Consider the following 20075-nt stretch of genomic DNA (forward strand, 5'->3'; position numbering starts at 1 on the left):
TCCCAGCCGGGGTGGGGTTGAGCTATTCTATCGCGCTACAAACGCGGCGCCCCCCCCTGGGGGGCGCCCGCCGCTTTCTGCTCTCCCGCCGCCTGACAGGAGTCGAGAGTCAGCCCTGTTCGGCGAGATGCTTACGGATGACAGAGTCGGTGTGCTTGACGGCGGGCGTCACGAACTGGCCGAGGAGACCGCCGAGGACGCGCCCGGCCACACCGCCGGGCAGCGTGTAGTCGAACGCGATGTCGGCGCGTACCGTGCCCGGCTCGTCGCCGTCGGCGAAGCGCCACTGCGTGCCAGCCCCGAACCCTTTGATCGACGTCATCGTGATGAGTTCGTTCTCGATCCATTCGGTGCACTCGACCGTTGATTCGAGTGTCTTCGGTCCGACTTTGAGGACGGTCACGAACTGCGAGCCCTTGCCGCTGGTCTGCTCGGTGATCGGGCGGAACTCACTCACCCCGAACATGTACTTCGGCACGTTGCGGTAGTCGTTGACGAAGGCGAACGCGGCTTCGCGCGATCCCTCCATCGTGGTCTGGTGTCGAATCTCGGTCATCGATGCTTCTTTCGTGGTCGGAATGCCGGACGGGGTCGGTTACGTGCGGATCGGTTGCTCCAACGCGTCGCGTAACGCCTGCTCAGTCTGTCGAACAGCCTGACCGACGACGGGTTCGATGAGCGCACCCAACGCTCGACCGGCGAGTCCGCCCGGCAGGTTGTAGTCGAAGTCGACGTCGACGACCGTGTATCCGTCGTCGCCGTCGGTGAACCGCCAGCGCGTCGTCACGTCGAATCCCGCGACCGAGGACAGGACCAGCTCCTCGTTCTCGGTCCACACCGCGACTTCGAGTCGTGCGGACAGCGACTTCGGCCCTACCTTCATCACCGCGTCGTACTCGGCGCCGAGCCCCCGACTCCGGTCCCCGACCGGATCGAATGCGGTGACGCCGAACATCCACTGCGGGACGGTGTTCGGGTCGTCGACATACGCGAACACCGCACTGCGTGGCACCTGCGTGCGAACCGTGTGATGGACTCCGGGCATCATGGTCTCCTGTCAGATGTGAGCTGTTCCACGCCTACCATGCCATGCGCCACTGTCACGGTTGTCGATGGCCCCGTGGTGCGCGCGCCGGGCCCGCACATGCGTCAGGCCCCGCCCCGAGTAGTTCGGGGGCGGGGCCTGAGGCGGTACCGGGTTGAGGCCTTATGCGGTCTCGGTGATCGGACGATCGACCCAGCTCATCAGGTCACGCAACTTCTTGCCGGTGACCTCGATCGGGTGCTCGGCGTTCTGCTTGCGCAGGCCCTCGAGCTCGGTGTTGCCGTTCTCGACGTTCGCGACCAGGCGGCGGGTGAACTCGCCGGACTGGATGTCGGTCAGGATGGCCTTCATACGCTCCTTGGTGTCGGCGTCGATGACGCGCGGACCCGAGAGGTAGCCGCCGAACTCCGCGGTGTCGGACACCGAGTAGTTCATGCGGGCGATGCCGCCCTCGTACATGAGGTCGACGATGAGCTTCAGCTCGTGCAGGACCTCGAAGTAGGCCATCTCCGGCGCGTAACCGGCCTCGACCATGACCTCGAAACCGGTCTTGACCAGTTCCTCGGTGCCACCGCAGAGCACGGCCTGCTCACCGAAAAGGTCGGTCTCGGTCTCTTCCTTGAACGTGGTCTTGATGATTCCCGCGCGACCGCCGCCGATGGCGCTCGCGTAGCTGAGGGCCAGAGCCTGTCCCTCACCCTTCGGGTCCTGCTCGACGGCGATCAGGCAGGGCACGCCCTTGCCGTCGACGAACTGGCGACGAACCAGGTGGCCCGGCCCCTTCGGCGCGACCATCGCGACGGTTACGCTCGCCGGCGGCTTGATCAGGTCGAAGTGGATGTTGAGACCGTGACCGAAGAACAGCGCGTCGCCGTCCTTGAGGTTCGGCTCGATGTCCTCGGTGAAGATCTTGGCCTGGCTGGTGTCCGGAGCCAGGACCATGATGACGTCGGCCCAGGCGGACGCCTCGGCTGCGGTCATGACCTTGAGTCCCTGCTCTTCGGCCTTGGCGCGCGAGGCCGAGCCTTCGCGCAGGCCGATCGCGACGTCGACGCCCGAGTCGCGCAGCGACAGTGAGTGGGCGTGCCCCTGGCTGCCGTACCCGATGACGGCGACCTTGCGACCCTGGATGATCGACAGATCGGCGTCAGCGTCGTAGAAAAGTTCGATTGCCACAGCAATTCCCTTCGAATGGTGTTTAAGTGTTGTGCTTGTCGCAGCCCGGTCAGACGGCCGCTCGCGTCACGCCGTCGGGCGTCGGTTATCTATTGTCCCGCTAGCGGTTGGCCGACATGCTCTTGGGTCCACGACCGAGGGTCACTCCGCCGGATTGGGCGATCTCCCGGATGCCATACGGGTCCAGCATCCGAAGGAGGGCCTCGAGCTTCTCCGACGTGCCGGTCGCCTCAATCGTCACCGACTCGGGCGACACGTCGATCACCTTCGAGCGGAAGAGGTTGACCACGTCGATGACCTCGCTGCGGTTGGTCGCATCGCTGCGAACCTTGACCATCATGAGCTCACGGGAGACCGAGTTCGTCGGTTCCTGCTCGACGATCTTGATGACGTTGATCAACTTGTTGAGTTGCTTCGTCACCTGTTCCAGGGGGAAGTCGTCGACAGTGACCATGATGGTCATGCGCGAGATCCCTTTGAGTTCGGTCGGGCCGACGGCCAGCGACGCGATGTTGAATCCGCGGCGCGAGAAGAGTCCGGAGACGCGGGCGAGCACACCCGGCCGGTCCTCGACCAGAACGCTCAGCGTGTGGGTGGTGCTCACAGCGAATCCTTCCCTTCAGTGCTTGCTTGTTCTCTATCCGCTGCTTGTTCTCTATCCCCCGCTTGTTCTCTATCCCCCGCTTGTTCTCTATCCATCGCCTCGTGGATGTCGACCGGATCGGATGCCGCTTCGTCGTCGTCGAACAGCGGACGGATGTCCCGGGCGGCCATGATCTCGTCGTTGCCGGTGCCCGCTGCGACCATCGGCCACACCTGGGCGTCCTTGCCGACGATGAAGTCGATGAGGACCGGGCGGTCGTTGATCTCGCGCGCCTTGGCGATCGCCGGCGCAACGTCCTCTTCCTTGTCGACACGGATCGCGACGCAACCGAGCGCCTCGCCGAGCTTGACGAAGTCCGGGATCATTCGGCTGTGCGTCGACAGATCGGTGCTCGAATAGCGCTCCTCGTAGAACAGGGTCTGCCACTGGCGGACCATCCCGAGGTTGCCGTTGTTGATGAGTGCGACCTTGATCGGGATGCCCTCGATCGCACACGTCGCCAACTCCTGGTTGGTCATCTGGAAGCAGCCGTCGCCGTCGATCGCCCAGACCTCCTTGTCCGGAGCGGCGGCCTTTGCGCCCATCGCGGCCGGGACGGAGTAGCCCATGGTGCCCAGACCACCCGAGTTGAGCCAGGAGCGGGGCTTCTCGTATTTGACAAACTGGGCGGCCCACATCTGGTGTTGGCCGACGCCCGCGACGTAGACGGCGTCCGGACCTGCGGCCTTGCCGAGCTCCTCGATGACGAACTCCGGTGAGAGCGAACCGTCGGACTGGCCGTCGTAGCTGAGCGGGTACGTCGCACGGAGATCGTCCAGGTAGGCCATCCACGCGGTCAGGTTCGGCTTGGTGCCACCCGTCGCGAGCTCGGCGCGCAGCGCCTCCAGCAGGTCGACGAGCACGGCCTGGACGTCGCCGACGATCGGAACGTCGACGTCGCGGTTCTTGCCGATCTCCGCCGGATCGATGTCGGCGTGGATCACCTTGGCGTCGGGGGCGAACGAGTCGAGACGGCCGGTCACCCGGTCGTCGAAGCGGGCGCCGAGCGTGATCAGCAGGTCGGCACGTTGCAGCGCCGCGACGGCGCCGACCGCGCCGTGCATGCCAGGCATGCCCATGTGCAGTTCGTGGCTGTCGGGGAATGCGCCGCGCGCCATCAGAGTGGTGACGACGGGGATCCCGGTCAACTCAGCGAGTTCGAGCAGTTCCGGCGAGGCCTCGGCCTTGATGACGCCACCGCCGACGTACAGCACGGGCTGCTTGGCCTGCTGGATGAGGCGGGCCGCTTCGCGGATCTGCTTACCGTGCGGGCGGGTGACAGGACGGTAGCCGGGCAGGTCGAACTGCGGCGGCCACGAGAACGTCGTCTGCGCCTGCAGGATGTCCTTCGGGATGTCGACGAGGACGGCGCCGGGGCGGCCGCTCTCGGCGATGTAGAAGGCCTCGGCGATGACGCGCGGGATGTCTGCGGCCGAGCTCACCAGAAAGTTGTGCTTGGTGACCGGCATGGTGATCCCGGAGATGTCGGCTTCCTGGAAGCCGTCGGTGCCGATGAGCGCGCGGCCGACCTGGCCCGTGATCGCGACGACGGGGACCGAGTCCATCTGGGCGTCGGCGAGCGGAGTGACGAGGTTCGTCGCGCCCGGACCGGACGTGGCCATCATGACGCCTGCCCGACCGGCGACCTGCGCGTAGCCGGTGGCGGCGTGGCCCGCTCCCTGCTCGTGGCGGACCAGGACGTGCCGGACCTTCTCGGAGTCCAGGAGGGGGTCGTAGACCGGGAGGACGGCGCCGCCGGGAATGCCGAACACTGTTTCGACGCCGAGCTCCTCGAGAGTTCGGACCACCGACTGTGCGCCGGTGACCCGCTCGGGTGCGACTACCGCGTCGCCCGACCGCATCGACTCGGTCGACGGCGACTGCGGTCGACCCCCGGGTCCATGTGCTGCTGGAGTACTCACTGCACGTTCCTCATCCTCTAGTGCCAGCAAAAAATTTCTGACGGTCCCCCGCCGGTCCGGCCACCGAGGCAGCCGGGGTCCTGACAAGAAAAAACCCTCGACAGCGTGTGCTGGTCGAGGGGCGCGTCGTGGGTGTTTCGGAAGGGTCTACGAAGTGACCGATCAGGCGTTGACGCGCCGACCGATTACTACGAGAAGCTTCTGATCCATCACGAGGAACAAGGTAGGCCCCTGATCCGAGAGAGTCAAATCAACCGCGGGCGACGCCGAACGCCACGCATGGAACAATGGTGGCCGTGACCGACTCGGTATTCGACTTCAAGATCTCTCGACTCGCCTACGCTGGCGTACTCGTCTCCGTCCTCCTAGTGGTGATCATGATGGGCGGCTCGCTCTGGTTCGGTTTCCTGGCCGTCGTACCGGTCGCGCTCGTGTGGTGGATCAACCGTCTGCACACGCATGTGGACGCCGACGGCATCGTCGCCGTCGGCACGTTCAGCGAACAGTCGGTGTCGTGGGACGACGTCGCGGGTCTGCGCTTCCCGAAGTGGAGTTCGGTGCGCGCGGTGACTGTCGACGGCGACGACATCCGTTTGCCCGCAGTCGGCTTCGACGACGTTCCGCAGCTCTCGCTCGCGAGCGGTGGACGTGTCCCCGACCCGTTCGCCGCCGAGCGCGAAGCCCGCCGCTCCGCCCCCGATAAGCCCTGACGTCCCCGATTAAGCCCTGACGGAATCTGCACATGCCAGTGACCACGCGCGACATCGCGGAACTCATCGACGCGGCACGACTCACCGACGCCGCCCGCCAGCTGGCCGCTATGGCGCCGCAGGAAGCCGCGTCCGTCCTCGACGGTCTCGACACTCGACGCGGCACCATCGCGTTCCGACTGCTGCCGAAAGACGATGCGGTCCACGTGTTCGACGACATGTCGTCGAACACGCAGGCGCGGCTCATCGAGTCGCTCGGTACCTCCGAGGTGGTCGACGCATTCGACAACCTCGATCCCGACGACCGCGCCGAACTCCTCGACGAACTCCCCGCCACTGTCGCCAAGCGCCTGATCCGCACACTGTCGGACGTCGAGCGCGAGGCCACGTCGGTCGTCCTCGGCTTCGGCAAGAACTCGGTGGGCAGGCGGATGAGTCCCGAGTTCGTTCACGTGTACCGCGACGACACGGTCGCGCAGGGCATGGCCCGTGTCATCGAACGAGGCCACGACGCGGAGACGATCTACACGATCCCCGTCGTCGACCACGAACGCCGCCTGCACGGCGTGGTGAGCCTGCGCGATCTGCTGCTCGGCGACCCCGAGGCATCCGTCGAGGAGTACCGCCGCACCCCCGTCTACACCCATGCGACGACGTCCGCGGAGCTCGCGGCGCACCGATGCGTCGACCTCAGCCTGCCCGCGATGCCCGTCGTCGACAACGAAGATCGTCTGATCGGCATGCTGACCCTCGACGACGCGGCCGACGTGGTCGCCGCCGCCCGTGACGAGGACGCCGCCCGCGCAGGCGCGCACGAGATGTTGAAGACGCCGTACCTGCAATCGTCGGTGTTCACGATCACGCGGGCCCGCGTGGTGTGGCTGTTCGTCCTCGCCATCTCCGCGATTCTGACCGTCAACGTCCTCGAGGTGTTCGAGGGGACGTTGGAGCAGAAGGTGGCGCTGGCCCTGTTCATCCCGCTCCTGACGGGTATCGGCGGCAACACCGGATCGCAGGCTGCGACGACGGTGACCCGTGCGCTCGCGATGGACGAGGTCCGCGCGCGTGATGTGTTGCGGGTCGCAGGCAAGGAGGCACGTGTCGGCGTGATGATGGGCGCAGCTCTCGGCGTGGTGGGGTTCGCCGTCGCATCTGTCGTCTACGACACCGCCATCGGCACGGTCATCGGCGCGACCATCGTGTCGATCTGCGTCGTCGCCGCGACCGTCGGCGGCATGATGCCGCTGGTCGCGAAGATGGTCCGGGTCGATCCCGCCGTTTTCTCCACGCCGTTCATCTCCACGTTCTGTGACGCGACCGGCCTGCTCATCTACTTCACCATCGCGAAGACCGTCCTCGGCATCTGACCGGGGCCACCGTGGGCCGCGGCTGCCACACCCTTGAAGTTCCGGTCGCCCACGGGCGCGTAAACTTGCCGCACACCTGATCACAGCCCCTGACCGGGTCAGCAATCGACGTCTTTAGCGAGGATCTAACATGCCAGCCCTTCGGTCTCGCACCACCACGGTCGGCCGCGAAGCATCCGGCGCACGCGCCCTGTGGCGTGCCACCGGAATGACCGACGACGACTTCGGTAAGCCGATCGTCGCCATCGCCAACTCGTACACCCAGTTCGTCCCGGGGCACGTGCACCTCAAAGACGTCGGTGACATCGTCGCCGAGGCCGTGCAGGCTGCTGGCGGTGTGGCGAAGGAGTTCAACACGATCGCCGTCGACGACGGCATCGCGATGGGCCACGGCGGCATGCTGTACTCGTTGCCGAGTCGCGAGATCATCGCCGACTCGGTCGAATACATGGTGAACGCGCACACCGCCGACGCGCTGGTCTGCATCTCGAACTGCGACAAGATCACGCCGGGCATGCTCAACGCGGCCATGCGTCTGAACATCCCGACCGTCTTCGTCTCCGGCGGGCCGATGGAAGCTGGCACGTCGGTCGTCATCAACGGCGTCGTCCACCCGGGGACCGACCTGATCGACGCGATCTCCGCGTCCGCTGACAGCAACGTCAACGACGAGGAACTCCTCAAAGTCGAGCAGGCCGCCTGCCCCACCTGTGGTTCATGTTCGGGCATGTTCACCGCCAACTCGATGAACTGCCTCACTGAGGCGCTCGGTCTGTCCTTGCCCGGCAACGGCTCCACCCTGGCCACCCAGGTGGCTCGCCGCGACCTGTTCACCAGGGCTGGCGAGTTGATCGTCGACATCGCCAAGCGGTACTACCACGACGACGACGAGTCGGTGCTGCCGCGCAATGTCGCCACCCGCGAGGCGTTCGAGAACGCCATGGCCCTCGATGTCGCCATGGGCGGATCCACGAACACCGTCCTGCACATCCTGGCTGCCGCGCAGGAAGGCGAGATCGACTTCGATCTCGCCGACATCGACCGTGTCTCGCGCAATGTGCCGTGTCTGGCGAAGGTCGCACCGAATTCACCGAACTACTACATGGAGCACGTGCACCGCGCCGGCGGCATCCCCGCGATCCTCGGCGAACTGAACCGCGGCGGCCTGCTCAACACGAACGTCCGTCCGGTGCATTCCGCGTCGCTGGACGCGTTCCTCGCCGACTGGGACATCCGGAGCGGCACGACGACGGCCCAGGCGATCGAACTGTTCCACGCCGCGCCCGGCGGTGTCCGCACCACCGAGCCGTTCTCCACGTCGAACCGGTGGGACTCGCTCGACACCGACGCCGCGGACGGCTGCATCCGCGATGTGGCGCACGCCTACACCGCCGAGGGCGGCCTGTGCGTGCTGCGCGGGAACCTGGCGGAGAACGGCGCCGTCCTGAAGACGGCGGGCGTCGACGAGTCGCTGTGGCACTTCCAGGGCCCGGCGCGTGTCGTCGAGAGCCAGGAGGACGCCGTCCACGCCATCCTGTCGAAGGAACTCCAGGCCGGTGAAGTCCTCGTCATCCGCTATGAGGGGCCCGCGGGCGGGCCGGGCATGCAGGAGATGCTGCACCCGACGGCCTTCATGAAGGGCACCGGCATGGGTAAGAAGTGCGGGCTCGTCACTGACGGACGATTCTCCGGCGGATCGTCGGGCCTCGTCATCGGTCACGCCTCTCCCGAAGCCGCCGCAGGCGGTGACATCGGGCTGGTCGAAAACGGCGACGAGATCCTCATCGACGTCAAGACGCGCACTCTCACGATGCTCGTCGACGACGAGACGCTCGCCGACCGTCGCGCCAAGATGGAGGCCTCCGAACATCCGTGGGCCCCGCGCGACCGCGAGCGCACCGTCAGCAAGGCGCTGCGCGCCTACGCGAAACTCGCGTCGTCCGCTGACAAGGGCGCCGTCCGCGTCGTCGACTAGCTCGTGACGAGCGGGTTCGCGCCGTTGAACACGATCCAGACAGCGACGGCCACGCCGATGCCAATGATCAGCCAGACGGCCGACCCCCACGCGGGGCGCCGCGCCCACCCCCACCTGCGGTCCATCGAGTAGAGGCCCGGCCCGGTCAGGATGACCGCGGCGGCCGCGGCCGCCAGCATCACCTCGAACTCGATGCCGTTGTGGTCGCCGTCGGACGCGAAGAACCACACCCCGCCGGCGAGAGTCGCCTTGTACGTCATCGCGACGAGGATGCTCGACAGGACGGCGGCGCCCGCGATCGGCGTGAGGAGACCGAGGATCAGCAGTACGCCGCCCGCGGTCTCGCTGACGCCCGCCACCAGCGATAACGCTTTGGTGACCTTCTCGTCGAAGCCGAGGCTCGGGTCGGACGAGTGGGCGAGATAGTCAGCGAACCCGTCGGGGCCTGGACCGTTCATCCAGCCGGTCAACTTCTGCAGACCGTGGACGAGGAACACCCCGCCGAGCGCGAGACGCAAGATCAGCAGACCGAGATCGACCGTGCCGCGGCGGGCGGGCGCGACGGGCTCGGCGACCGGTCCGTCGACGGGGTCGTCGCTGAAGCGTTCGCCGCTTAAGGACGCGCCGCTGAAGGATTCGGTCTCGGGTGCGGGATCCTCGATCGGCAGGGTCGGCTGCGGCTCGATGTACGGGAGCGGATCCTGCGTGAGATGTTCGGCGGTGCGCCGCTCGCCGCGCGGGCGGTCGACTTCGTCGTCGAAGTCCTCGAACGGTTCGGTGGTCACCGGCTCGTCGGACGACCGGACCGGGATGGCGCTGCGCGGCAGGCGTGTCGTCTCCGACTCCTCGACCTCCCTCACGTCCTCAACCTCCCTCACTTCCTCGAACCGCTCGACCTCGTCGTCGTCCACGCGCTCGATGACGGCGGTGTCGTTGTCGTCGGCGGGCGACGACGCGTGCTCGATGAGCGACGTCGGCTCCCCCGCGTCGATGGCGTCGGTGACCTCAGCCGCGTCCTCCGCGGGCTGTGGGTCGGGCGCTGGGCGTCGCCGACGCTCGACCCCGTGTTGTTCGATGAAGTCGTCACGGTCGGGCCGGGGGCGACGCGGCCGTTGCCGCGGCACGCCGCCGTCCGGGTCGCGATCGTTGTCATTGGAACTACTCACATCACCGAGGTTATGCTCCCGGCACCGGCACTAGGCGCAGCGCCACCCGACGATTTGGTAACGATCGCATAGTCTGGAGTGATGCCGCTGCCATCCAGTCTCTCGCGGCGAGCCGTCACGGCGGCCGTCCTCCTCGCCACCGTTGTCGCATCCGGCGGGTGCGCGAGCTTCGATGACCAGCAGAAGACTGCCACCCAAGGCACGTTCAGCGAGGTGCCGGACGACGCGCAACAGGTGGCGCCGCCGAGCCCTCAGCCGGAGGAGCCCGTCGACCCGCCGACCGGCCCGTGCGTCGACCCGAATCCGTCGGTCGTCGCGACATGTCTGAACCAGACGTCCGGTGTACGACCCGCAGACGCCGAGGGAAAGACCACGTACGTCGCCGAACGCACCACCGGCAAGATCATCGTCTCCAAGCGGTACGGTCCGCAGCGGGCGGTGGCGACGGTCGACGTCGACGGTTCCGGCGACGGCGGGCTCGTCGACTTCGAGTTGTCGCCGACGTGGACGGAAGACCAGATGATCTTCGCGCTCATCACCACGCCGTCCGATAACCGTGTCGTCCGCATCGCACCGACCGGCTCGGTCAAGCCCGTGTTGACGGGCATCCCCAAGGGCGCGACCGGCAACATGGGGTCGATCACGTTCACCGGGCCGAACACGTTGACGGTCGCCACCGGCGACGCCGGGGACCCCGGTGCGACGCAGGACCGTTCGTCGTTGGCGGGCAAGGTATTCGAGATCAACCCGAACCAGCCGGCCCCGCGGCCGAAGATCGTCGCGAGCGGCCTGGGCTCCAATGTCGCGCTGTGCCCCGATCCGGAGGGCGGCCAACTGTACGTGGCCGACAGCGGGCAGTCCGGCGACCGGCTGTCGATCGTCGCCCAGAACTCGTTGAAGACCTTGTGGACGTGGGCCGACCGGCCCGGCCTGACCGGCTGCGCCACCGGTACTGACACGATCTCGGTGGCCGTCGGCGCCAAGAAGCGCATCGACGTGTTCACCAAACCGGATGGTGCGAACCCCGTCCTCGGCGAACCCTCCGAAGAGGATCTGGCGAAGGCCTACGGTGCGATCGGTCGTTTGACGACCCTCGGCGGCTCGATTCAGCTGGCTACGATCAACAAGACGGTGCCCGGCATGTCGACGAAGTCGTACGACGACCGGGTTGCCATCTATACCCCGAAGGGCGGCGGAGCCGAGGACCGCACATAGGCGGACCGCTCTTCCGTCGTGCCCGGTCGTCCCCGCCGGTGGCTCGGAGCTTGCGTCGCAGGGGTGTGGTCTGACGCGAAGTTACTGGGCGCCGCAGGCGGCGAGGACGAGTTCCTTGACACGGGCCGGGTCGGCCTGGCCGCGGGTCGCCTTCATGACGTCGCCGACGATCTTGCCTGCGGCCTGCACTTTGCCGCCACGGATCTTGTCCGCGATGTCCGGGTTAGCGGCGAGCGCGTCGTCGACTGCCTTCTGCAGTGCGGAGTCGTCGCGCACCACTTCCAGACCGCGGTCGGCGACGATCTGCGCGGGCTCGCCTTCCCCGTCGAGCACCGCGGTGACGACCTGCTGAGCCAGCTTGTTGGTGAGTTTGCCCTCTTCGACGAGGCCGATGACCTCGGCGACCTGCGTCGGCGTGATCGACAGTTCCGCCAACTCGACGCCGCGACTGTTGGCCTGCTGCGCGAGGAACGACACCCACCAGCTGCGGGCGGCGGACGCGGACACGCCAGCTTCCGCGGTCTCGATGATCAGGTCGACGGCTCCGACGTTCACCAGGTCGCGCATCACCTCGTCGGAGACGCCCCAGTCCTCCTGGATGCGAGCGCGCCGGATCCACGGGAGTTCGGGAAGCGTCGCACGGATCGACTCGACCCAGGCCGGGTCGGCGACCACCGGCGGCAGATCCGGCTCCGGGAAGTAGCGGTAGTCTTCGGCCGTCTCCTTGCGGCGGCCCGCGGAGGTGGTCCCGTCCGCCTCCTGGAAGTGGCGGGTCTCCTGGATCACTTCACCGCCCGCCGTCAGGACGGCGCCCTGACGCTGCATCTCGAAGCGGACCGCCGTCTCGACGCTGCGCAGCGAGTTCACGTTCTTCGTCTCGGTACGCGTGCCGAACTCGGCCGCGTCCTTGCGCATGAGCGACAGGTTCGCATCGCACCGCATCGACCCCTGGTCCATCCGAACGTCCGAGACGTTGAGTGACTTGAGCAGGTCGCGGAGCGCGGTCACGTAGGCGCGCGCCACTTCCGGAGCACGCTCCCCTGCGCCCTCGATCGGGCGGGTCACGATCTCCACGAGCGGAACCCCCGCACGGTTGTAGTCGAGCAGCGAGTGGCTGGCGCCATGGATGCGGCCCGTGCTTCCGCCGATGTGCAGCGACTTACCGGTGTCTTCCTCCATATGCGCGCGCTCGATCTCCACCCGCCAGGTGGTGCCGTCGTTCAGGACGACGTCGAGGTGCCCGTCGTACGCGATCGGCTCGTCGTACTGGCTGATCTGGTAGTTCTTCGGCTGATCCGGGTAGAAGTAGTTCTTCCGCGCGAACACGCTCGACTCGCGGATCGAACAGTTCAACGCCAGCCCGATCTTGACCGCGGACTCGATGGCCGTGGCGTTCGCGACCGGCAGCGCGCCGGGCAGCGCCAGGCACGACGGACACACCTGCGCGTTCGGGTCACCGCCGAACGTCGTCGGGCACCCGCAGAACATCTTGGTCTCGGTGCCGAGTTCGACGTGGACCTCCATGCCCATCACCGGGTCGAAATTCTCGATGACGTCGTCGAAGTCCATCAGATCGTCGGTAGCCGCACTCATGCGCTCCATCGTATCTGGGGGTCGATATCGGGGATCGCACCGATGCCCCGATCACGGTCCCGCTCGTAACGTGGACGGCATACGGAGCGCACGAAGCGCCCCGAACGACCGCCCCGAATAACGAGGAGAAGACCCGCCATGAGCTTGCCCCCGTACACCTCCGACCCCACCGTCCCCGCACAGCCGCGCCGACTGCACCGATCGCGCACCGACCGGAAGATCGCGGGCGTCGCAGGCGGTCTCGCCGACTACTTCGGCGTCGACTCGACCTGGGTGCGGATCGCATTCGTCGCGTCGATCCTCCTGCCGGGTCCGCAAGTGCTCCTCTACCTGATCCTGTGGCTGGTAATCCCGCAGGACTGACGTTCTCGACCCGTGGGACGACCACATCACCCGAAGATCGCGCGAGCACCTCGGTAGTGGTCGAGCGGGACTGTCTTGGTGTGGCCGACAGCGTCGGCGAACGGGACCCGGACAATGTCCATGCCGCGCAGCGCGACCATCTGGCCCCACGCCTCGTCGGCGACGAGATCGCTGACGGCCTGGCCGAACCTGGTGCCGAGCACACGGTCCCATGCGGACGGGACGCCGCCGCGCTGAATGTGACCGAGGACGGTCGCGCGCGTCTCGATCCCCGTCCGCTCCTCGATGAGCGGTGCCAGGATCTCGCCAATCCCACCCAGCCGGGGCCGATTGAAACCGTCGAGTCCCCGGTCCGAGTAGGCTTCGCCCATCTCGGGCAGCGTGAACCCCTCGGCGACGACGACCATCGGCGAGCGGCCGCGGTCGCGGACGCTCTCCACCCACTCGCAGACCTGGTCGAGGCTCTCCGACTGTTCGGGGATCAAGATCGCGTGGGCGCCGCCCGCCGTCCCGGCGTACATCGCGATCCAGCCTGCGTGGCGTCCCATCACCTCCAACACCATGCAACGTTGATGAGAGTTGCCGGTGGTGCGGAGTCGGTCGACCGCCTCGGTCGCGATCTCGACGGCTGTGTTGAAACCGAATGTGTAATCGGTGGCAACGAGATCGTTGTCGATCGTCTTGGGCACGCCGACGATCGGCACCCCGTCCTCGCGCAGCCGGTTGGCCGCGGCCATCGTGCCGTCGCCGCCGATCGCGATCACCGCGTCGACATCCAGGCGACGCATGTGCGCGAGGATGTTGTCCGGCGTCCCGTCCGGTTCGGTGTACGGACCGAATCGGCTGGTCCCCAGGATCGTCCCGCCCTGCTGTGAGATGCCGCGGACGACACTGCGTTCGAGAGGCATCACGTCGCCGTAGACCAGCCCACGGAAACCGCCCCGGTAGCCGACGAACTCCTGACCGTGCACCATCTCGCCCTGCAGGACTGTTCCGCGGATCACCGCGTTGAGGCCGGGGCAGTCCCCGCCGGACGTCAGAATCCCGAATCTCGCCATAGTCGTCTCCCTCGCTGTCCGTCGGACTCTATGACAACACGAGTACACCGTCCCGGCAGCGCGGTGACGCTACTTCAGTCCGTTCTCGTAGGCGAAGACGACGGCCTGCGCCCGGTCGCGCAGCCCCAACTTGGTCAGCACATTGCTGACGTGTGACTTGACGGTTTGCTCGGACACGAAGAGCGCGACGGCGATCTCAGCATTCGACTTACCGTCCGCGACCGTTTCCAGGACTTCCCGTTCGCGCGGTGTCAATACGTTCACCGCGGGTGACGCGGTCTTCACCGTGCGTGAGGTGACATCGGCGATCAACCGTTTGGTCACCGACGGCGCGAGGAGCGCGTCACCGGCGGCGACCACCCGGACTGCGCGCACAAGTTCGTCGGCGGGCGCGTCCTTCAACATGAAACCCGACGCACCGATCCGCAACGCCGAATACACGTAGTCGTCGATGTCGAACGTCGTCAACATGAGGACACGCGTCGACGACCCACTCGAGATGATCTGCTGCGCGGCCCACAGCCCGTCGCGGCGCGGCATCCGCACGTCCATCAGGACGACGTCGGGCTGTAGACGTTTGCAGACGTCGACAGCCTCGACCCCGTCCTGGGCGTCGCCGAGCACGGAGACGCCGTCCGCTGCCCCGAGCAGCGCCGCGAACCCGGCGCGCACCATCGCTTGATCGTCCGCGATCACCACGGTCACACTCACCCGAGTCACCTTATCGACGTCGCAACGGAATCGTCGCGGTGACCGCGAACCCACCGTCGGTCGTCGACTGCGACGTCAGTCCGCCGCCGACGGCCGATGCACGTTCGGCCATTCCGATGAGACCGTGCCCGCCCCCCGGCTGCGACACGTGATTCGGATCGGCAGGCGGACCGTTGACGATCGACACGACGGCGGCACCGTCGCCGTCGACCATGCGGACGACGATGCTCGAACCGGGTGCGTGCCGGGCGGCGTTGGTGAGCGACTCCTGCACGATCCGGTAGACGGCGGCGCCCGCCGCACCAGGTTCGCCCCACTCGGCCACTCGGTCGGCGTACTCGACGGTGACGCCCGCCGCCCGGACCTGAGTGATGAGGTCGGGCAGGTCACCGACGCCCTGCACCGGCCGAGTCGACGGCGAGTCCGCGGGCCGCAGGACACCGAGAAGCTGCCGGACTTCGTCGAGTGACTGCCGGGCGGCGTCGGCGATCGCCGTGAACTCGGCTTCCGTCGCAGGCCCCACGGTCTCGGGTTCCTCGGCTGCGGCGAGTCGGTACTTCGCGGTCTGGGACATGACGACCACCATGGACATGCGATGGGCGACGACGTCGTGGAGTTCCCGCGCGATCCGGGTCCGCTCGGCGAGGACTGCTTCCCTGGCCTGCGCGGTCTCGGTCTCGATCGCCTGTTCTTCGATCTGTTTCTGCGAGGACAACCGGTAGCGGATGAACGCGACCCCGATCGTCGCGACTACCAGCGCGAAGATCCACCCGAGCTTCGCGCCCGGCCCGACGCCGATCGCGAATGAGCCCGCGGTGATCGCGGCGACCAGCGGCAACCTCACCAACGGCTGGGTGATCAACGCCGCCACCGTCATCGCGATCAGGACGAGGAACATCGGGATCGGCATCGGGAAGTCGGTGTCCGGGTGCGGGACGAGGCTGGCGACCGAAGCGGTGATCACCACCATCGCCCACCCGGTCCGGACTGCGACCGGCCCGGCGAAGATCAACGCCATCGGCACGGACGCGGCCACTGCGAACAGCGGCAGCAGGTACGCGGGCATCGGGTTCGACATCGCGAGGTTCGGCCAGGTGACCGCCGTCATGGTCACGGCCGCCACCATTGCGACCCAGTTCCACACGCTGCCCAGGTATCGACGCAGCGTCGGGTCGGGCACCATGTCGAAGGAGACGCGTCGCACGGTGTCCAAGCTCCTACCGGCCACACTCCTACCGGCCCGGCTCTTGCCGGCCCGCTTCTTACCGAACAGTCTCTTCACGTCTTGACAGTAAGGCCGAAGCACGCGGCTGCGCCTCCCCCACAGGAGCGAGACCGCCCCGTACCACGGGGTGACAACGGCCCCGTCTGTCACCGAGACGTACGGGGCCGCAATCGCTTTCGCGGGCGATTCGGGTCGGTGCCGCGGGTTGCGACGGTGATGTCATGACCGTGAACTCCACTCCTGCAAGTCCCGTCCGGCGTGCTGTCCGGCGTGTATGCCTCGGCTTGGCGACCAGCATTCTGGCGCTGTTCTTCATCGGCGCGGCGGGCGTCGCAGCAGTGGTCGCCGCATCCCCTCCTCGGGTGGGCCCAGTGGTGAGCGACGTCGACCGCGCTGTCGCCGACCTCGTCGGATCGACGCCGGCCGACGCCCTGGCTCACCTACCCGCGGGATTCGAGTCCACGATGGGGTACCGCCCGGTCCTGGAGGACTCTCGGCCGGTGAACCCGACCGGCTCGTGCTCGTCCCCGGTTCCGCTGCCGGGACGATTCGAACCGGCATGTCGCGCACACGACTTCGGCTACGACCTGCTCCGTTTCGGGGAAAAGACCGGCAGGACCGTCGCACAGTGGGCACGGCGCGCACTCGACGGGATGCTCGTCGACGCGATGCACGACTCGTGCACCAATCCGCTGTGCGATGTCGCAGCCGCCGTCGCCGACAGCGGTCTCACCGCCAACTCGTGGCGGCAGGACTGGCGAACGCCGACGTCCGAGTCGACCGGCGACATGATGTCGACGACGACACTTCGCGTCGTCGAGGCGATCGGGACGCGGCGATGATCGCCCGCGTGCATCCCGCGGTGGTCGTCGGCGGCGTCGCCGGGTGGGCCCTGGCGTTGGCGCCTGGCCAGTTGCCGCGCCCCGCGCTGCTTCTCGCCGTCGCAGGCGCGGTGTTCGCGCTCCTCGGCATGGGTGTGGGCGCGCTCGTCTCGATGTTCACCCGCGGGCGCACGGCGAGCCGCGAGCTTCTGGTCGGGACGGCCGTCGTCGCGGGTGGGCTCCTGGTGACGGCGCTCTGGTGGCAGACGCGGGTGTGCGAGGACCTCGGCGCACCGAGTCCCGGGCCCGGGTGGGCGGCGGCGGTCGCGGGGGCTCCGCTGCTAGCCGCGGGTGCCGTCGTCCTTATTCCGGCGCGGGCGTTGGCGATCGGAGCTCTCCTCACCGCCCTCGTCGCGGGACCGGCCGCGACGGCGAACGCCGCCGCGCCGAACATCCCCGACGATCCGCGGCTGACGTACTCGATGCTGTCCGACGACACGCTCGACGACCGTGCTCGCGCACTCGTCGACACGTGGGCGGCATCGGACGGGCCCGATCAGACGGCAGTGGTGGTCGCCGTGCCGACCGGCTCCGGGTGGATCGACGCGAGCGCCGTCGACGGTTTCGTGAGCCGGTTCGGCGGGTCGGTCCGCTTCCTGGCAATGCAGTACTCGAACGTTCCGTCCTGGCAGGCGTACCTCCGCTCGCCGGACACCGCGGGCGCGAGTGCGATCGCAGTACTGCGCGCACTCGACGAACAGTCGGCGACCTTGCCGAATCCTCCGCACGTGTACCTGTACGGACAGAGTCTGGGCGCCATCGGCGCGGACGCCGCCCGCGCGTGGGCCGACCGCACCGGCGTCGACGTCGCCGGGACCGTCTTGTCCGGGGCTCCCGCGGGCAGCGTCGAATCGCTACCGGAGTGCGCCCGACGAGTCAGCATCGCGAACGCCACCGACCCGGTTGCCGACTTCCAGGCGTCCCTGCTGTGGCGGGCGCCCCACCACGCGGGCGGCACCCGCACCATCGGTACGACGCCGTCCGCTCGGGCGCCATGGACACCCGTCGTGTCGTTCGTCGGGACTGCGCTCGACCTGGCTGTCTCGTTGGACGGACCGGTCGGCAGCGGGCACCACTACGGTGTCGAACAGGGGCTCGCCGTTACTCAGATGCCCGGCGGCTGTCAGGCAACCGGCCCGCGCGCCGCCTCGTAGGCGGCGCCGACCCGGTACAACCGGTCGTCGGCGAGGGCGGGCGCCATGATCTGCAGACCGACGGGCAGCACCGCACCGCCGTCGCTCGCGGTGCCCGACGGCACCGACATGGCGGCTGTTCCAGCCAGATTCACCGGCAGGGTGCACAGGTCGAACAGGTACATGGCCAGCGGGTCGTCGACCTTCTCGCCCAGTTTGAACGCGGTCGTCGGCGTGGTCGGCGAGATCAGGACGTCCACGTCCTGGTACGCCTTCTGGAAGTCCCGCGCGATCAGCGTGCGCACCTTCTGCGCCTGACCGTAGTAGGCGTCGTAGTAGCCCGAACTCAAGGCGTAAGTGCCGATCATGATGCGGCGCTTGACTTCCGGACCGAATCCGGCGGCGCGGGTGAGCGCCATGACCTCGTCGGCGCTGTGCGTGCCGTCGTCGCCGACACGCATGCCGTACCGCATCGCGTCGAAGCGCGCGAGGTTGCTCGACACCTCGGACGGCAGGATCAGGTAGTACGCGCCGAGCGCGTACGAGAAGCTCGGACAGTCGACCTCGACGATTGTCGCGCCCAGCGAGGTGAGCGTCGCACACGCCTGCTGGAACGATTCGAGGACGCCCGCCTGATAGCCGTCGCCCTGCAGCTGTTTGACGACGCCGATACGGACTCCCGTCAGGTCGCGGTTCGCGCCTTCGCGGGCCGCCGCGACGACGTCGGGTATCGGCGCGTCGATCGACGTCGAATCGCGCGGATCGTGTCCGGCGATCACTTCGTGCAGGAGCGCGGTGTCGAGCACGGTGCGACCGCACGGGCCGCCCTGATCGAGCGACGACGCGCACGCGACGAGTCCGTAGCGCGAGACGGTCCCGTACGTCGGCTTCACTCCGACGGTCGCGGTGACCGCGGCGGGCTGGCGGATCGAGCCACCGGTGTCGGTGCCGATCGCGAGCGGAGCCTGGTGCGACGCGAGCGCGGCCGCGCTGCCACCGCCGGAACCGCCCGGGATCCGGTCGACGTCCCACGGGTTGCGGGTCACCTGGTAGGCGGAGTTCTCGGTGGAACTGCCCATCGCGAACTCGTCCATGTTGGTCTTGCCGAGGATCGGGAGGCCGGCCTCACGGAGCCGACGGGTCAGGGTCGCATCGTACGGCGAGACCCACCCTTCGAGGATCTTGGAACCACACGTGGTCGGCGCGTCTGTCGTCGTGAAGACGTCCTTGAGTGCGATCGGCACACCGGTCAACCCGCTCGGCGCCTGCCCGGCGGCGATCGCCTCGTCAGCGGCGCGGGCCGCGTCGAGCGCTTCAGCCGCCCCGACATGCAGAAACGCTCCGAGCTGGTCGTCGATCTCGGCGATCCGGTCCAGGTGTGCCTGGGTCACCTCGACTGACGACAGCTCGCGGGACGCGATCTTCGCGCCCAGATCGGCTGCCGACAGCCCGGTGATCTCCCCGGCGGCGCGGGTGCTGGTCTCGGTCACTTATTCCTCCCCGAGGATCTGCGGTACGGCGAAACGGTCCTGTTCGACGGCGGGCGCACCCGACAGCGCCTGCTCCGGTGTGAGACCGGGGACGACGACATCGGGCCGCAGCACATTCTGCAGGTCGGCCGGGTGAGCTGTCGGCGGCACGTCGTCGGCGGCCACCTCGGCGACCTGCGCGACGTGGGTCAGGATCGAGTCGAGCTGGTCTGCATACTGATCGAGTTCAGCGTCGGTCAACGCGAGACGCGACAGCCGGGCAAGGTGCGCGACCTCGTCTCGGCTGATCGCCGGTGAGGGTGCGGACTCCGATTCGGTTGGCATCGCGAAGTACCTTTCTCGCCTGCGGGGTGGACCCTGGGATGGGCACCGTCCAGGATATGGGAGAGCCCCGGACGGATT

At 67.6% G+C, this 20075-nt stretch carries 19 protein-coding genes; 7 read left to right on the forward strand and 12 right to left on the reverse strand.

Annotation, left to right across the window (positions count from 1 at the left end):
* Positions 1-109: 109 nt before the first annotated feature.
* The 5 genes from L5G33_RS13800 to L5G33_RS13820 form a co-directional block, all read right to left on the reverse strand.
* Complete coding sequence (locus L5G33_RS13800; RefSeq protein WP_236998772.1) at positions 110-556, reverse strand: SRPBCC family protein; 447 nt, start codon at positions 554-556, stop codon at positions 110-112.
* Positions 557-595: 39 nt separating this feature from the next.
* On the reverse strand, positions 596-1045 hold the full coding sequence (locus L5G33_RS13805) for an SRPBCC family protein (protein WP_236998773.1): 450 nt from the start codon (positions 1043-1045) through the stop codon (positions 596-598).
* Positions 1046-1207: 162 nt separating this feature from the next.
* On the reverse strand, positions 1208-2221 hold the full coding sequence (gene ilvC, locus L5G33_RS13810; RefSeq protein ID WP_236998774.1) for a ketol-acid reductoisomerase: 1014 nt from the start codon (positions 2219-2221) through the stop codon (positions 1208-1210).
* Positions 2222-2321: 100 nt separating this feature from the next.
* Positions 2322-2825, reverse strand: coding sequence for an acetolactate synthase small subunit (gene ilvN / locus L5G33_RS13815; RefSeq protein ID WP_236998775.1), 504 nt, complete (start codon positions 2823-2825; stop codon positions 2322-2324).
* Complete coding sequence (locus L5G33_RS13820) at positions 2822-4726, reverse strand: acetolactate synthase large subunit (RefSeq protein ID WP_236998802.1); 1905 nt, start codon at positions 4724-4726, stop codon at positions 2822-2824. The genes ilvN and L5G33_RS13820 overlap by 4 nt, the downstream gene beginning before the upstream one ends.
* Before the next feature lie 347 nt (positions 4727-5073).
* Between L5G33_RS13820 and L5G33_RS13825 the strand changes: the two genes are divergently transcribed.
* From L5G33_RS13825 to ilvD, 3 genes are all read left to right on the forward strand, one after another.
* Positions 5074-5496 (forward strand): PH domain-containing protein, encoded by a 423-nt coding sequence (locus tag L5G33_RS13825; RefSeq protein ID WP_236998776.1) that lies wholly within the window; start codon positions 5074-5076, stop codon positions 5494-5496.
* Between the two features lie 32 nt (positions 5497-5528).
* Complete coding sequence (mgtE, locus tag L5G33_RS13830; protein WP_236998777.1) at positions 5529-6863, forward strand: magnesium transporter; 1335 nt, start codon at positions 5529-5531, stop codon at positions 6861-6863.
* Positions 6864-6993: 130 nt separating this feature from the next.
* Positions 6994-8838, forward strand: coding sequence for a dihydroxy-acid dehydratase (gene ilvD, locus L5G33_RS13835; RefSeq protein ID WP_236998778.1), 1845 nt, complete (start codon positions 6994-6996; stop codon positions 8836-8838).
* On the opposite strand, the gene L5G33_RS19445 is transcribed toward ilvD, so the two are convergent.
* Positions 8835-10004, reverse strand: a complete 1170-nt coding sequence (locus tag L5G33_RS19445) for a DoxX family protein (protein WP_236998779.1) — start codon at positions 10002-10004, stop codon at positions 8835-8837. The genes ilvD and L5G33_RS19445 overlap by 4 nt on opposite strands.
* Before the next feature lie 81 nt (positions 10005-10085).
* Here L5G33_RS19445 and L5G33_RS13845 point away from each other — a divergent pair, with 81 nt between their 5' ends.
* Positions 10086-11219 (forward strand): PQQ-dependent sugar dehydrogenase, encoded by a 1134-nt coding sequence (locus L5G33_RS13845; protein WP_236998780.1) that lies wholly within the window; start codon positions 10086-10088, stop codon positions 11217-11219.
* A gap of 81 nt (positions 11220-11300) precedes the next feature.
* Here the strand turns inward: L5G33_RS13845 and gatB are convergent, their stop codons facing one another.
* A complete protein-coding gene (gene gatB, locus L5G33_RS13850) occupies positions 11301-12812 on the reverse strand; it encodes an Asp-tRNA(Asn)/Glu-tRNA(Gln) amidotransferase subunit GatB (RefSeq protein WP_236998781.1) in 1512 nt (503 codons plus the stop codon).
* A gap of 138 nt (positions 12813-12950) precedes the next feature.
* Between gatB and L5G33_RS13855 the strand changes: the two genes are divergently transcribed.
* Entirely contained in the window at positions 12951-13175 is a 225-nt protein-coding gene (locus L5G33_RS13855) for a PspC domain-containing protein (protein ID WP_236998782.1), read from the forward strand.
* A gap of 26 nt (positions 13176-13201) precedes the next feature.
* Here L5G33_RS13855 and L5G33_RS13860 read toward each other — a convergent pair whose 3' ends face one another.
* The 3 genes from L5G33_RS13860 to L5G33_RS13870 form a co-directional block, all read right to left on the reverse strand.
* On the reverse strand, positions 13202-14233 hold the full coding sequence (locus L5G33_RS13860; RefSeq protein WP_236998783.1) for a 6-phosphofructokinase: 1032 nt from the start codon (positions 14231-14233) through the stop codon (positions 13202-13204).
* Positions 14234-14302: 69 nt separating this feature from the next.
* Entirely contained in the window at positions 14303-14944 is a 642-nt protein-coding gene (locus L5G33_RS13865) for a response regulator (protein WP_236998784.1), read from the reverse strand.
* A 10-nt stretch (positions 14945-14954) separates the two neighbouring features.
* Positions 14955-16226, reverse strand: coding sequence for a sensor histidine kinase (locus tag L5G33_RS13870; protein ID WP_236998785.1), 1272 nt, complete (start codon positions 16224-16226; stop codon positions 14955-14957).
* 164 nt (positions 16227-16390) lie between these two features.
* Here L5G33_RS13870 and L5G33_RS13875 point away from each other — a divergent pair, with 164 nt between their 5' ends.
* On the forward strand, positions 16391-17011 hold the full coding sequence (locus L5G33_RS13875; protein WP_236998786.1) for a hypothetical protein: 621 nt from the start codon (positions 16391-16393) through the stop codon (positions 17009-17011).
* On the forward strand, positions 17008-18204 hold the full coding sequence (locus L5G33_RS13880) for an alpha/beta-hydrolase family protein (RefSeq protein WP_236998787.1): 1197 nt from the start codon (positions 17008-17010) through the stop codon (positions 18202-18204). The genes L5G33_RS13875 and L5G33_RS13880 overlap by 4 nt, the downstream gene beginning before the upstream one ends.
* Here L5G33_RS13880 and gatA read toward each other — a convergent pair.
* Positions 18174-19673 carry an Asp-tRNA(Asn)/Glu-tRNA(Gln) amidotransferase subunit GatA gene (gatA, locus tag L5G33_RS13885; RefSeq protein WP_236998788.1) on the reverse strand — a complete coding sequence of 500 codons (1500 nt, stop codon included), beginning with the start codon at positions 19671-19673 and terminating at the stop codon, positions 18174-18176. The two genes, L5G33_RS13880 and gatA, sit on opposite strands and share 31 nt — an antisense overlap.
* The gene (gene gatC / locus L5G33_RS13890) at positions 19674-19997 is read right to left on the reverse strand and encodes an Asp-tRNA(Asn)/Glu-tRNA(Gln) amidotransferase subunit GatC (RefSeq protein ID WP_236998789.1); all 324 of its coding nucleotides are present in this window, start codon (positions 19995-19997) and stop codon (positions 19674-19676) included. It abuts the gene before it with no gap.
* Between the last annotated feature and the right edge of the window lie 78 nt (positions 19998-20075).

The organism is Gordonia liuliyuniae, from assembly GCF_021738805.1.
GTDB classification, from domain to species: domain Bacteria; phylum Actinomycetota; class Actinomycetes; order Mycobacteriales; family Mycobacteriaceae; genus Gordonia; species Gordonia liuliyuniae.

What these genes read in the sequence shown, in the direction of transcription:
- mgtE (WP_236998777.1), top strand. Translation starts at nt 5,529, where the DNA reads ATGCCAGTGACCACGCGCGACATCGCGGAACTCATCGACGCGGCACGA.
- L5G33_RS13875 (WP_236998786.1), top strand. Translation starts at nt 16,391, where the DNA reads ATGACCGTGAACTCCACTCCTGCAAGTCCCGTCCGGCGTGCTGTCCGG.
- L5G33_RS13820 (WP_236998802.1), bottom strand. Translation starts at nt 4,726, where the DNA reads ATGCGGTCGGGCGACGCGGTAGTCGCACCCGAGCGGGTCACCGGCGCA.
- gatC (WP_236998789.1), bottom strand. Translation starts at nt 19,997, where the DNA reads ATGCCAACCGAATCGGAGTCCGCACCCTCACCGGCGATCAGCCGAGAC.
- L5G33_RS13860 (WP_236998783.1), bottom strand. Translation starts at nt 14,233, where the DNA reads ATGGCGAGATTCGGGATTCTGACGTCCGGCGGGGACTGCCCCGGCCTC.
- L5G33_RS13880 (WP_236998787.1), top strand. Translation starts at nt 17,008, where the DNA reads ATGATCGCCCGCGTGCATCCCGCGGTGGTCGTCGGCGGCGTCGCCGGG.
- ilvD (WP_236998778.1), top strand. Translation starts at nt 6,994, where the DNA reads ATGCCAGCCCTTCGGTCTCGCACCACCACGGTCGGCCGCGAAGCATCC.
- gatB (WP_236998781.1), bottom strand. Translation starts at nt 12,812, where the DNA reads ATGAGTGCGGCTACCGACGATCTGATGGACTTCGACGACGTCATCGAG.
- L5G33_RS13825 (WP_236998776.1), top strand. Translation starts at nt 5,074, where the DNA reads ATGGTGGCCGTGACCGACTCGGTATTCGACTTCAAGATCTCTCGACTC.
- L5G33_RS13845 (WP_236998780.1), top strand. Translation starts at nt 10,086, where the DNA reads ATGCCGCTGCCATCCAGTCTCTCGCGGCGAGCCGTCACGGCGGCCGTC.
- L5G33_RS13855 (WP_236998782.1), top strand. Translation starts at nt 12,951, where the DNA reads ATGAGCTTGCCCCCGTACACCTCCGACCCCACCGTCCCCGCACAGCCG.
- L5G33_RS13805 (WP_236998773.1), bottom strand. Translation starts at nt 1,045, where the DNA reads ATGCCCGGAGTCCATCACACGGTTCGCACGCAGGTGCCACGCAGTGCG.
- L5G33_RS13800 (WP_236998772.1), bottom strand. Translation starts at nt 556, where the DNA reads ATGACCGAGATTCGACACCAGACCACGATGGAGGGATCGCGCGAAGCC.